Origin of the sequence: Deinococcus sp. YIM 134068 (assembly GCF_036543075.1) — a bacterium.
GTDB lineage: Bacteria > Deinococcota > Deinococci > Deinococcales > Deinococcaceae > Deinococcus > Deinococcus lichenicola.
In genome coordinates, this window is sequence record NZ_JAZHPF010000005.1 from 171,988 (window position 1) to 184,013 (window position 12,026).

Genomic DNA, 12,026 nt, shown 5'->3' on the forward strand with positions numbered 1-12,026 from the left:
GGACGTTTCCCCCCTCCCCCATTGACACATCCACGCCTCCCCAGCGAGGTCCTGTCTATGCGTGTATCCTCTGAGGGCTAGATCACTACAGAGGAGAGCGTGATGAGGGCATCTGGACTCAACTGGCAGGGCCTGATGGAACAGCTTCAGGAGGCATTGCCGTACAGCGAGGTGACGGACCAGTCGCTCGCCTATATCAAGTATCCCAAGCGGACCCTCATGGTGAACCTGCCCGTGCGGATGGACGACGGGTCGGTGCGCGTCTTCAAGGGCTACCGCGCCGTTCACTCGACCGCCCGTGGCCCGAGCATGGGCGGCGTGCGCTTCAAGGCGGGCGTCAGCGCCCACGAGTGCGAGGTGCTGGCCGCAATCATGACCCTCAAGGCGGCGGTGGCCGACCTGCCGCTGGGCGGCGCGAAGGGCGGGGTGGACGTGGACCCCACGCTGCTGAGCGCCCACGAGCGCGAGGGCCTGGTCCGGCGTTACACCTCCGAACTCGTGGAACTGATCGGCCCGACCGAGGACATCCTCGCGCCGGACGTGGGCAGCGACCCGCAGGCGATGGCGTGGATGCTCGACACCTACGGCGAGAACACGGGCACGACCTCCAGCGGCGTCGTGGTGGGCAAACCGCTCGCGTTGGGCGGCAGCTACGGCAGCAAGGACGCGCGGGGCCGCAGCGCCGCCCTCGTCACCGCCCGCATTCTGGAGGGCCGGGGCGAGAGCCTGCACCGGGCGCGGGTCGCCGTGTACGGCTTCGGGGACGTGGGCCGCCGGGCCGCGCAGACCCTCGCCGAACAGGGGGCGCTCGTGGTCGCCGTCTCGGACCAGCAGGGCGGCACCTTCGCCAGCGGCGGGCTGGACCTCGCGGCCCTCTCGCGCTGGCGGGAGGAGCGCGGCACCGTTCAGGGCTTCGCCACCGACATCTCCGCCGGGGAGGTCGTGGAACTCGACGTGGACGTGCTGATGCTCGCCTACGACTACGGGGCCGTGAACGCGGGCAACGCCCACGCCGTCCGCGCCCGCTACGTGGTGGAGGCGACCAACCGCGCCGTGCTGCCCGAGGCTGAGCGCTTTCTCAAGGCGCAGGGCGTGACGATCCTCCCCGATCTCGTCGCCTCCATCGGCGGGGTCGTCGTGAACTACCTCGAATGGGTGCAGGACGCCTCGAACTTCTTCTGGACGGAGGAGGAGATCGAGCGAGCCATCGACCTGCGCGTGAACGCCGCCGTGGACACCGTGCTCGCCTTCGGGCGCACGCGCGGCGTGACCGACCTCCGCACCGCCGCCTACGCCCTCGCCCTCGGAAGGCTGCACGAGGCGAGCGTGATGCGGGGGGTGTATCCGTGAGAGGGGTTAGGGATGAGGGGTGAGGGGTTAGGGCCAACCCTCGTCCTCTATGTCTTCCTAACGCCTAACCCCTAACCCCTTTCCCCTGACTGGAGACCCCATGACCGCCACCCAGGACCCCCACTCCCAAACCACCCCACCCTCGAAGCTCGGCGGGCACGCCATCCCGAGTTACCTCGATCCCAACAACATCGGCCCCTACGAGATTTATCTGGAGCAGGTGGAGCGGGTCACGCCGTACCTCGGCAAGCTCGCCTACTGGGTCGAGACCCTCAAGCGGCCCAAGCGTATTCTCGTGGTGGACGTGCCCATCCACCTCGACGACGGGACCGTGGCTCACTTCGAGGGCTACCGGGTCCAGCACAACACCTCGCGCGGCCCGGCGAAGGGGGGCGTGCGCTTTCACCAGGACGTGACGCTCAGTGAGGTGATGGCGCTCTCCGCGTGGATGACGATCAAGAACGCCGCCGTCAACCTGCCCTACGGCGGGGGCAAGGGCGGCATCCGCATCGACCCGCGCAAGTATTCGACGGGCGAGCTGGAGCGGCTGACCCGGCGTTACACGACCGAGATCGGGCTGGTCATCGGGCCGGACAAGGACATCCCCGCGCCCGACGTGAACACCAACCCGCAGACGATGGCGTGGATGATGGACACCTACTCCATGAACGTGGGCCGCACGGCGACGGGCGTGGTGACGGGCAAACCCGTGTCCCTCGGCGGCTCGCTCGGGCGTAGCGACGCCACCGGGCGCGGCGTGTTCGTGACAGGAGCGGAGGCCCTCGCCAAGCTGGGGCTGCCGCTGGAGGGTGCCCGAATCGCCGTGCAGGGCTTCGGCAACGTGGGCAACGCCGCCGCACGCATCTTCCACGACGCGGGAGCGAAGGTCGTCGCCATTCAGGACGTGACGGGCACGGTGTACAGCGAGGGCGGAATCAACCCGTACACCGCCGCCGCCCACCTGTCGCGCACGGGCAAGATCACCGACCTGCCGGACACCGAGGAGCTGACGCGCGAGGAGTTCTGGGGGGTGGACTGCGACGTTCTGATCCCCGCCGCGCTGGAAAAGCAGATCACGGAGGAGAACGCGGGCCGGATCAAGGCCCGGCTCATCGTGGAGGGTGCCAACGGCCCGACCACCCCCGCCGCCGACGACCTCCTGGGGGAACGCGGCGTGACCGTCGTGCCCGACGTGCTCGCCAACGCGGGCGGCGTGACGGTCTCGTACTTCGAGTGGGTGCAGGACTTCTCGTCGTTCTTCTGGACGGAAGACGAGATCAACGCCCGGCTCGACCGCATCATGCGCGAGGCGTTCCTGGGCCTGTGGGACGTGAAGGAGCGCCACGGCGTCACCCTGCGGACGGCGGCCTACATCGTGGCGTGTACGCGGGTGCTGGAGGCGCGGGCTTTGCGGGGGCTGTACCCGTAAGTCGCCAGTCACCAGGGACCAGTCACCAGAAAGAGCAGGGGCCTCAGCAGATGCCGGGGCTTCTTCTCATCTTTGGCTGGCGACTGGCGACTGGCACCTGGCGACTCCCCCTACAATGCCCCCCATGTCCGATCTTCTGAGCGCCTGGCGTCCGGCCCCGGCGGGATTCAAGCACGTGGTCAGCGTGTCGCTGGGGGGAAGCAAGCGGGACGCCCGCGAGGAGGTCAATCTGCTCGGTCAGCCGTTTGTGCTCGAACGCCTCGGCACGGACGGGGACGTGGGGAAGGCGGCGGCGCTCTTCCAGCAACTCGACGGGCGGGTGGACGCCTTCGGGCTGGGGGGGGCGGACCTCTCCGTGATCGCGGACGGGAGGCGCTACACCTTCTCCAATGTCCGCAAGCTCGTCTCGCACGCCAAGATCACGCCCGTCCTCGACGGCAGCGGCCTGAAAAACACGCTGGAGCGCGACGCCATCGCGCAACTCGATCCCCTCCTGGGCTGGCGCACGCGGCGGGTGCTGATGGTCTCGGCGGTGGACCGCTTCGGGATGGCGGAGGCGCTGGCGGAGCACGGGGCGGACGTGGTGTACGGCGACCTCGTGTTCGGGTTGAATGTGAACTTGCCGCTGCGGTCCATCTCGTCGCTGCGGCGGGTGGCGCGGCTGGCCCTGCCCGCCCTCACGAAGCTGCCGCAGGACTGGTTCTACCCCACGGGCGAGCGGCAGAACAGCAGCGTGGAGGGCCAGGGCACCCGCCTCTACGCCTGGGCCGATGTCGTGGCGGGCGACACCCACTACGCCAAACGCTACGCGCCGCGCGACCTCTCGGGCAAGACCATCCTCACCCAGACGATCACCGAGGCCGACCGCGTGTGGATGCGTGAGCGCGGCGTCGCCCGCCTCATCACCACCACGCCCCGCATCGGCAGCCGCAACTTCGCCACCAACGTGCTGGAGGCGTTCTTCGTGGCCCTGAGTGGTCGGCGCGAGGCGTTGACGGAGGCCGAGTACCTGCGCTACGTCCGCGAGGTCGGGTTCAGGCCGGAGATCAGCGAGTTGCGGGACTGAATCTCAGCGCCGGGCGGCGAGGTGGTAGGGGCGGTTGAGGCGCAGTTCCAGCCGGGAGAAGAGGCGGGCGGCCACGTTCGACAGGAGGAAGTAGATGATGCCGACCGCGAGGTAGAGGGGAAAGGGCTGGAAGGTGATGGAGACCAGACCGCGTGTGGTGAGCAGAAGTTCACTGACCGTGACCACGCTCGCCAGGCTGGAATCCTTGAGGAGGCCGATGAACTGGTTGCCGAGCGCGGGCACGGCGATGCGCGCGGCCTGCGGAACGAGAACGAGCCGCAATACCTGAAGGGGCTTGAGGCCCAGGGCGCGGGCGGCCTCCGTCTGGCCCCGGTCCACGGCGTTCAGGCTCCCCCGGATGATCTCGGCGGCGTAGGCCCCGGCAAAAAGACTCAGGCCGATCACTGCCGTCTGGAAGGCGGGAAAGCGCAGTTGCGGGATAAGCGGCGGCAGGGCGAAGAAGAGGAAGAAGAGCTGCACGAGCAGGGGCGTGCCGCGAAAGGTCTCGATATAGACGCCCGCGAGCGCCCGCAGCGGCCACAGCCGCGACATGCGGCCCAGCGCCCCGAGAAAGCCCAGCGCGAGGCCGAACACGCTGGCGAGCAGGGTCAGCGCGAGGGTGATCTGGGTGCCGCGCCACAGGGCACGCAGGACATCGGGGGTGAAGACATCGAACACGGTGGGGCCTCCTCACGACACAAGACGCGGGCCACACGGCCTTCTTCCCCGTGCGGCCCGGCGAGAACAGCTTGGCTCAGCGGCCCGGCGTGGTCACGTCGGCCCCCAGGTACTTCAGGCTGATGGTCCGCAGGGTGCCGTCCACCCGCATCGCGTTCAGGGCACGCTCCACGGCGGCCTTGAGCTGGGGCTGGTTCTTGCCCAGGGTGATGTAGGGGTTGTCCTGCTGGAGGACCGGACCCGCCGCCTTGAGCTTCTGCCCGTTCTTGATGGCGACGTTGCCCACCGTCCGCGTGGTGATCATGCCCCCGGCGCGGCCCGTGCCGAGCGCGAGGAAAATCTCCGGCTCGCCGCTGTAGGTGACGACGTTGGGATACTTGCGGTCGCGCAGGAACTTCTCGAACACCGTGCCCTGGGGAACGGCCACGGGCGCGCCCTGCAAGGTGTTCAGGTTGGTCGCCGCCGAGGTCGCGGGCACGAAGAGCTGGAAGCCGTCGTAGTAGTAGGGGCGGCTCAGGAAGTCCACGGCCCGCTCGCGCTCGGGGGTCTTGCTCTGCGAGGCGACCGCCATATCGAACTGCCCGGCCTGCAGCCCGGCGATGATCGAGGGGAACTCCGCCTTGATGACGCTGACGCGCACGCCCAGGCGGCGTCCGATCTCGCGGGCCACGTCCACGTCGAAGCCGGTCAGCGAGCCGTCGGGGGCGGGCTGCGAGAAGGGCGGGTACTCGCCGCTCATCACGACGCGCAGTTCGCCGCGCTGCTTGATGTCGGCGAGGTCGGCCTGCGCCACCGACGCGGCGGACAGGGCGAGGGCGGCGAGGAGGGTGGTGCGGGGCAGCATTCGGGATCGGGTCATGGTGAGGCTCCTGTCGTGAGGGGTGGGAAGTGGGGGTGCGGGGGCGACCCTAGCGTCTTCACGCCGGGAAGGGCGCAGAGACTTCCTTGAGGTTGGGAGGCCTGGGGCGTCGCCCCTCCCCTTGCATGAGGCTCCCATCACACCGTATGGCCCGCCCCCCGTGCGGTCCGCACCCTTCCGTACAGTTGTGAAAAACCCAACTCATCCTTAATCGCAGAACAGCACGCCTTTTTCTCTCTCCGTCACCCGGCCCCACCCGGCGGCGGCACGAACTCGAAGACGTGCCCCTCGGGGTCGCGCACGGCCAGCCCGCGCCCCGTCTCCACGAAGGGCAGCCCCTCGGCGCGGACGAGGGCGAGGACGGCGTTCACGTCGGCGTAGAGGCGGATGAGGGCATGGTCGCCGCCGAACATGTCCGCGAGGCCGACCTGGGGGTCCCAGGCGTACAGCCAGCGCCGGGGAGTGCCGTTGCCGTCGGGTTCGGGAGCGGGGCCGAGGGTGAACTGGGCGAAGTCACGGTCCGGCTGCTCTTTGGCGAACGCGAGGCCGTAGGCGCGGGGCAGCCGCTCTCTCATCGCCGCGTAGTCCCCGAAGGCGAGCGCCACCTCGCGCAGGCCCATCACGGGCAGGGCGTGGGGCGGGCGGGCGACCGGGGCCGGGGGGAAGTGGGGCTGCCGCTCGTCCGAGAGGTCGGTGCCCCGCAGTTCCAGCCCGTGCCCGAAGGGGTCGAAGAAGTACACGGTGGGGTCGGGCCGCTCCGGGGTGCCGAGGTCGATCTCGGTCCAGCCTATGCCGTGTTCATCCAGAACTGCCTTGCCCCGCTCAAGGTCCTCGGGCCGGACCTGCCAGGCGTAGTGCAGGTGCGAGGCCCCGCGTGCGCGCAGGGGGGCGAGGGCGGGGTCGTTCGCCCGCCGCGTGACCGGTTTCCAGAGGGTGAGGGTCTGCGAGGCGTTGACCTCGAACTCCGCGACGCCGCCCTCCTCGTCGTGGTGAAGGAGAGTCAGGCCGAGCACCTGCGAGTAGAAGCGGACGCCACGGGGCAGGTGGTTGACCTCCAACGTGAGGCCCGCGAGGTCGAGGATGGGCGAGGGCATGGGGCAGGGTAAGGGGTGCGGGACGGGGGACGCCTTGAGCGAGGGCCAAGGTGTGAGGAGCGCGGGGGTTGGGGCGGCTGGGGAACGGGAGACCCGAGGCTGATTCGGGGAGCATTTCGCCGCCAGGAGCGTTTCACGATGTTCCGTGGGAAGGTCGCCTGACCCGTTCACACCCGAGGGGGAGGGCCGCCTTTGATCCCCACCGCGAGAGGCGGCTTTCATTAAGAAAAGTCCGCCGATGGGACCTTGCAACCCCGTCCGAAGGCTGTAAGACCCGCCCGCCTACTGTAGTGAGGTGACTGCGCCCTTCACCCCCCGGATCACGGACCTCACCCCTGGGCCGGACGCGCGGACCTCCGCCGCGCAGGCCGTGCTGACGCTCACCCGCGTCGCGCTGGCCGCGCCGGACCTCCTCGCGGGCATCAGCCCGACGCTCGAACACCTCGTCGGGGCCACGGCGGCGGTGGGGGCCGCCTACCTCGAATGGGACGGGAAGGGCAGCTACCGCGTGCGCGCGGCGTGGGGCGAGGTGCCCCCGAGGCTGAGCGCCCCGCAGGGCCTGGGAGCCGACACGCCCCTCCTGCGTGCCCTGGCGGAGAGCGCCCGACCCCTCCTCTACGACGGCACTGGGGGGGCAGAGGTCCTGCCCGGCCTCGGTGTGACCAGTCTGGCGGCGACGCCCGTCCGGGTGGGGGACGGACCGCTACTCGGCGCGCTCGTGATGTACACCGGGGAGGCCCACGTCTGGGACTCCGAGGAGGCCGCGCTCCTGAGCATGGTGTCGGGCACGCTCGCGCCGCTGACGGCCCGCCTCGTCGCCGAGGAGCAGACGCAGGCAGCCCGCGAGGCGGCGCTAAGGGCGCTGGGGCAGATGCTGGAGGCCTGGGACGGCGAGTCGCACGGCCACACTGACCGGGCCGCCCACCTCGCCACCCGCCTCGCCGAGCGACTGGACCTCCCCCCGGCCCGGCGTCAGGCCCTGCGCTGGGGCGCGTACCTGCACGACCTCGGCAAAGTCACCCTGCTGGGCGCGGAGTTGCCCCGGCTGGAAGGCCCCGGCGAGGGCGACGGGTTAGCCCACCTCCTCGGCCTCCTGCCCCCGGCGGCCCGGTCGGTCCTCACCGACCGCTTCGAGCACTGGGGCGGCGGCGGCTACCCCTCGGGCAAGGCGGGGACGGGGATCAGCCTGGAGGCCCGCCTCTTCGCCCTGTGCGACACCTACGACGCCCTGACTCACCCGCGCCCCTGCGACGTGGCCTGGGAGCCGGAGGAGGCCCTCGCCGAGTTGCGCGCCCGCGCGGGCCGGGAGTTCGACCCGGAGCTGGTGGCCCTGCTCGCGCGGGTGGTGGCGGAGACTGGGGCGGCGGAGGTCGTTGCGAAGTAAGCACCCTTCGGGCAGGTCAACGTGATCGGGGACTGGGCGAGGGCAAGCTCCTTCTCGAACTCCCTGCATGCTCAACCCAGACGCGACGCCCGGAGACTCAGCGGCTCTCCGGGCATCATCCTGTTCTTGTACCGAACTCAAGGCCCACGCCCTTTCACGCTTTGTCCCTGTTTCTCTCGGCATCTCGCGAGGATGAGGAGGCAAGACGAGCGCCGACCCCCTCCTCCGCGCGACTTGTTTAGAGAGTCCCGTCCTCCCGAACGCCCCCGGCCCTACGCTGGCGATCAGCATCCCCACTCAGGAGGTTTTCCCCGTGCAACTGACCGAGCGAGAGCGTGACAAGCTGCTGATCTTCACCGCCGCCGAGGTCGCGCGGCGCAGGCGGGCGCGCGGGTTGAAGCTCAACCACCCGGAGGCCGTGGCCCTCATCACCGCCGAGGTGCTGGAGGGCATCCGCGACGGGCAGCGGGTGGAGGCGCTGATGAGTTATGGGGCGACCATCCTGGGCCGGGGCGACGTGATGGACGGCGTGCCCGAGATGATCCACGATATTCAGGTCGAGGGCACCTTCCCGGACGGCACAAAGCTCGTGACCATCCACGACCCCATCCGGTGAGCGGCGTGATTCCCGGCGAGGTCATCGTGGAGGAGGGCGAAATCATGCTGAACGAGGGGCGTCCCACGCGAGCGGTGCGGGTGGTGAACGCGGCGGACCGCCCCATCCAGGTGGGGAGTCACTTCCACTTCTTCGAGGTCAACCGGGCGCTGCGCTTCGACCGTGCGGGGGCCTACGGCTGCCGCCTCGACATTCCGGCGGGGACAGCGGTGCGCTTCGAGCCGGGTGAGGAGCGAGAGGTGACGCTCGTGCCGCTGGGCGGGGAGCGCGTCGTCTTCGGGATGAACGGGCTGGTGGACGGGCCGCTGGACGGGGAGGGAGTGCGGGAGGCGGCGATGGACCGTGCCCGCGAGCGCGGATTCGTGAACGATGAGTCGCAGGGTCAGCCGTGAGGTCCGTATGGTGAGGGTCTCGCGCCGTCAGTACGCCGACCTGTACGGCCCCACGGTGGGCGACCGGGTGCGGCTGGGCGATACCAACCTCCTGATTGAGATCGAGAGGGACCACACGACCTACGGCGAGGAGGTGAAGTTCGGCGGCGGCAAGGTCATCCGCGACGGGCTGGGGCAGAGCAGCACGGCCACGCGGGGGGACGAGGGCGTGCCCGACCTCGTGATCACGAACGCAGTCATCCTCGACCACTGGGGCGTCGTGAAGGCCGACGTGGGCGTGAAGAACGGGCGAATCACCGCCATCGGCAAGGCGGGCAATCCGGGCACGCAGGACGGGGTGACGCCGGGCCTCACCATCGGGGCGAGCACCGAGATCGTGGCGGGCGAGGGGCACATCCTCACGGCGGGCGGGGTGGACACGCACATCCACTTCATCGCACCGCAGCAATGTTGGACGGCGCTGGAGTCGGGCGTCACCACCATGATCGGCGGGGGCACCGGGCCGACGGCGGGCACTTCCGCCACGACCTGCACGCCGGGCGCGTGGCACATCCACCGGATGCTGGAGGCGCTGGACGGGCTGCCGCTCAACTTCGGCCTGCTGGGCAAGGGGAACGCGAGCACGAGGCCGCCGCTGGCCGAGCAGATTCGCGCGGGGGCGCTGGGCCTCAAGCTCCACGAGGACTGGGGCACGACGCCGAGTGCGATTGACGCGGCGCTGGGCGTGGCGGACGAGTACGACGTGCAGGTCGCCATCCACACGGACACGCTGAACGAATCGGGCTTCGTGGAAGATTCCATCGCGGCCTTCGCGGGGCGGACGATTCACACCTTCCACACCGAGGGGGCGGGGGGCGGGCACGCGCCGGACATCATCCGGGTGGCGGGGCTGCCGAACGTGCTGCCGTCATCCACCAACCCCACCATGCCCTTCACGGTGAACACTCTCCACGAACACCTCGACATGCTGATGGTGTGCCACCACCTCTCGCCGCGCATTCCCGAGGACGTGGCCTTCGCCGAAAGCCGCATCCGCCCCGAGACCATCGCCGCCGAGGACGTGCTGCACGACCTGGGCGTCTTCTCCATGATGAGCAGCGATTCGCAGGCGATGGGCCGGGTGGGCGAGGTCATCACGCGCACGTGGCAGACGGCCCACAAGATGAAGGCGCAACGGGGGGCTTTGAACATCCCCAGTCTGGGCGAGGACGGGCGGGCCGACAATCTGCGCGCCCGGCGCTTCGTCGCCAAGTACACGCTCAACCCGGCGGTCGCGCACGGCATCGCCCACGAGGTCGGCAGCGTGGAGCCTGGCAAGCTCGCAGACCTCGTGCTGTGGCGGCCCGCCTTCTTCGGGGCAAAACCGGCGATGGTCCTCAAGGGCGGCCTCGTCGTCGCCGCGCAGATGGGGGACGCGAACGCGAGCATCCCCACGCCCCAGCCCGTCTACCCGCGCCCGATGTTCGCCGCGCATGGGCGGGCGCTCGCCTCCACCTGCCTGCATTTCGTGTCGGCGGTCAGCTTGGAGGAGGGCAACCTCCCGACCGTCGGACGCCGCTACGCCGCCGTGCGGAATACACGGAGCATCGGCAAGGCGGACATGGTGCTGAACGCCGAGACGCCCGAGATCGACGTGAACCCGGAGACCTACGAAGTGAGGGTGAACGGCGAGATCATGACCTGCGAGCCGCTGGACGAGTTGCCGCTGGCGCAGCGGTATTTCCTGTTTTGAGCGGTCAGCCGTCAGCTCTCAGCCGTCAGCCTTTCCACCGGACGGAAGCGGGGCGCTGATGCACGAGATGTCGGTGGCCCTCGCCCTCATCGACGTGGCCTGCGAGGTGCTGCGGGAGCATGGGGCAGCGCGGGCCTCATCCCTCACCGTACGGGTCGGGCAGTGGTCGAGTGTGGTGCCGGAGGCATTGCAGGCGGCTTTCCCGGCGAGCAGCGCGGGGACGCCGTTAGCGGGGGCGCGGCTGCACATCGAACCCGTGCCGGGCGTGGGCGAATGTCCCAAGCACGGCCCGGTCCACCTCGACCTCACGCTCGGCCTGCGCTGTCCCCTCTGCGGTGCCCCGACGCCGACGCTGCTTCAGGGCGACGAACTGGAGTTGGACGCGCTGGAGGTGGAGTGAGGACGGGCTTATTTGCTCCCATCTTGACTTCTGCGGGCACTTCGCCTAAACTCCTTCCTCGCGCCTGACACCGCCCCACCGGGCGGGCTGCACCCCCGGACGGCCCCATCGTCTAGCGGTCAGGACAGCGCCCTCTCAAGGCGCAGACACGGGTTCAAGTCCCGTTGGGGTCACCACCAGCCGCCGCTTTCCGTAACAGGGGGCGGCGTTTTTCGTGCGCTCGGATAGGCTGCTCCCCATGAGCCTGCCACCGGCCCTGGCCGAACTCGTCGCCTCCTTCGAGCCGCTCTCGACCGTTCGCCGCGACTTCCGGGACGCGGTGACGCTGCACACGCCGGGCGTGAACGTCCTCGCCCTGAACGCGACGTTCCTGCCGGACGCGAACCCGGACCGCCTCCCCCTCGTCCGCGCCTGGCACCACGCGCAGGAGATGCCCGCACTCGTGGCGAGCGTGGAGGTGCCCACCGGGGAGGAGGTCGCGGCGGTGCGAGTCGGCACCTACCACCCTGTCCCAGACGCGGGCGTGTTGCGGGTGGAGCAGGTCAGCCGTCTTCATCTGCCCACATGGGCGGCGGTGCTGGCGGAGGCGCACGGGACGCCGGAGTGGGCCGGGCCGCTCTCGCGCCACCTCGCCCCCCGGCTGGAGGGGGACCGGGACACGGCGCTCCTGCTCGCCTATGCGGGGTCAGAGGAGGTCGGTGCCCTGCTGTGGCGGGCCGGGCCGGACGGCGGGGGCACCGCTCACCTGTGGGGCACCCTCGACCCCGCCGCCGACGCTCCCCTCCTGAACACGGCCCACGCCCTCGGCGGCGGCCTGCGGGCCAGCCTGCCGGACTCCAGCCCCCTGAGCGTCCACGACGAGACGGTGGTGACGTTCGGCCTGCTGGACGGGAGGGGCGGGCAGGCGTGATCCTGCGGGGGTGACGAAACCCTCGCCCTGCTCCCTCCTCCTGACGGGACCCACCCCGGTGCCTGCCCTCCTTTCCTCCCGACCCGGCCTCACGCGGCGGGCGCACGGGGCGGGGC

Annotated in this window: 12 protein-coding genes and 1 tRNA gene; 10 read left to right on the top strand and 3 right to left on the bottom strand. The window is 70.1% G+C overall.

Going from position 1 to position 12,026, the window contains the following annotated elements; translation table 11 throughout:
- The first annotated feature begins 102 nt into the window (after positions 1–102).
- From V3W47_RS07785 to V3W47_RS07795, 3 genes are all read left to right on the top strand, one after another.
- Positions 103–1,350 carry a Glu/Leu/Phe/Val family dehydrogenase gene (locus V3W47_RS07785; RefSeq protein ID WP_331824630.1) on the top strand — a complete coding sequence of 416 codons (1,248 nt, stop codon included), beginning with the start codon at positions 103–105 and terminating at the stop codon, positions 1,348–1,350.
- 100 nt (positions 1,351–1,450) lie between these two features.
- Positions 1,451–2,779, top strand: a complete 1,329-nt coding sequence (locus V3W47_RS07790) for a Glu/Leu/Phe/Val family dehydrogenase (protein ID WP_331824631.1) — start codon at positions 1,451–1,453, stop codon at positions 2,777–2,779.
- A gap of 124 nt (positions 2,780–2,903) precedes the next feature.
- Complete coding sequence (locus V3W47_RS07795; protein WP_331824632.1) at positions 2,904–3,845, top strand: DUF8754 domain-containing protein; 942 nt, start codon at positions 2,904–2,906, stop codon at positions 3,843–3,845.
- Between the two features lie 3 nt (positions 3,846–3,848).
- Here the strand turns inward: V3W47_RS07795 and V3W47_RS07800 are convergent, their stop codons facing one another.
- The 3 genes from V3W47_RS07800 to V3W47_RS07810 all read right to left on the bottom strand — a co-directional run bounded on the left by V3W47_RS07800 (position 3,849) and on the right by V3W47_RS07810 (position 6,476).
- Entirely contained in the window at positions 3,849–4,523 is a 675-nt protein-coding gene (locus tag V3W47_RS07800) for an amino acid ABC transporter permease (protein ID WP_331824633.1), read from the bottom strand.
- 76 nt (positions 4,524–4,599) lie between these two features.
- Positions 4,600–5,382: a transporter substrate-binding domain-containing protein gene (locus V3W47_RS07805; protein WP_331824634.1), complete on the bottom strand. Its 783-nt coding sequence runs from the start codon at positions 5,380–5,382 to the stop codon at positions 4,600–4,602.
- Positions 5,383–5,624: 242 nt separating this feature from the next.
- Positions 5,625–6,476 (bottom strand): VOC family protein, encoded by an 852-nt coding sequence (locus V3W47_RS07810; protein WP_331824635.1) that lies wholly within the window; start codon positions 6,474–6,476, stop codon positions 5,625–5,627.
- Between the two features lie 295 nt (positions 6,477–6,771).
- On the opposite strand from V3W47_RS07810, the gene V3W47_RS07815 reads away from it, so the two are divergent.
- The 7 genes from V3W47_RS07815 (at position 6,772) to V3W47_RS07845 (ending at position 11,910) form a co-directional block, all read left to right on the top strand.
- Positions 6,772–7,860, top strand: coding sequence for an HD domain-containing phosphohydrolase (locus V3W47_RS07815; protein ID WP_331824636.1), 1,089 nt, complete (start codon positions 6,772–6,774; stop codon positions 7,858–7,860).
- Positions 7,861–8,173: 313 nt separating this feature from the next.
- Complete coding sequence (locus tag V3W47_RS07820; RefSeq protein WP_331824637.1) at positions 8,174–8,476, top strand: urease subunit gamma; 303 nt, start codon at positions 8,174–8,176, stop codon at positions 8,474–8,476.
- A 5-nt stretch (positions 8,477–8,481) separates the two neighbouring features.
- Complete coding sequence (locus V3W47_RS07825) at positions 8,482–8,868, top strand: urease subunit beta (RefSeq protein ID WP_331824638.1); 387 nt, start codon at positions 8,482–8,484, stop codon at positions 8,866–8,868.
- A 7-nt stretch (positions 8,869–8,875) separates the two neighbouring features.
- The gene (gene ureC, locus V3W47_RS07830; protein WP_331824639.1) at positions 8,876–10,600 is read left to right on the top strand and encodes an urease subunit alpha; all 1,725 of its coding nucleotides are present in this window, start codon (positions 8,876–8,878) and stop codon (positions 10,598–10,600) included.
- Positions 10,601–10,658: 58 nt separating this feature from the next.
- Positions 10,659–11,000: a hydrogenase maturation nickel metallochaperone HypA/HybF gene (locus tag V3W47_RS07835; protein WP_331824640.1), complete on the top strand. Its 342-nt coding sequence runs from the start codon at positions 10,659–10,661 to the stop codon at positions 10,998–11,000.
- A 101-nt stretch (positions 11,001–11,101) separates the two neighbouring features.
- Positions 11,102–11,176: transfer RNA gene (locus V3W47_RS07840), tRNA-Glu, on the top strand.
- Between the two features lie 62 nt (positions 11,177–11,238).
- Positions 11,239–11,910: a hypothetical protein gene (locus tag V3W47_RS07845; protein ID WP_331824641.1), complete on the top strand. Its 672-nt coding sequence runs from the start codon at positions 11,239–11,241 to the stop codon at positions 11,908–11,910.
- The last annotated feature ends 116 nt before the right edge of the window (positions 11,911–12,026 follow it).

Bases quoted from the DNA above. Each gene is read 5' to 3' on its own strand.
- V3W47_RS07785 (WP_331824630.1), top strand. From the start codon at position 103: ATGAGGGCATCTGGACTCAACTGGCAGGGCCTGATGGAACAGCTTCAG.
- V3W47_RS07790 (WP_331824631.1), top strand. From the start codon at position 1,451: ATGACCGCCACCCAGGACCCCCACTCCCAAACCACCCCACCCTCGAAG.
- V3W47_RS07795 (WP_331824632.1), top strand. From the start codon at position 2,904: ATGTCCGATCTTCTGAGCGCCTGGCGTCCGGCCCCGGCGGGATTCAAG.
- V3W47_RS07805 (WP_331824634.1), bottom strand. From the start codon at position 5,382: ATGACCCGATCCCGAATGCTGCCCCGCACCACCCTCCTCGCCGCCCTC.
- V3W47_RS07810 (WP_331824635.1), bottom strand. From the start codon at position 6,476: ATGCCCTCGCCCATCCTCGACCTCGCGGGCCTCACGTTGGAGGTCAAC.
- ureC (WP_331824639.1), top strand. From the start codon at position 8,876: ATGGTGAGGGTCTCGCGCCGTCAGTACGCCGACCTGTACGGCCCCACG.
- V3W47_RS07835 (WP_331824640.1), top strand. From the start codon at position 10,659: ATGCACGAGATGTCGGTGGCCCTCGCCCTCATCGACGTGGCCTGCGAG.
- V3W47_RS07845 (WP_331824641.1), top strand. From the start codon at position 11,239: ATGAGCCTGCCACCGGCCCTGGCCGAACTCGTCGCCTCCTTCGAGCCG.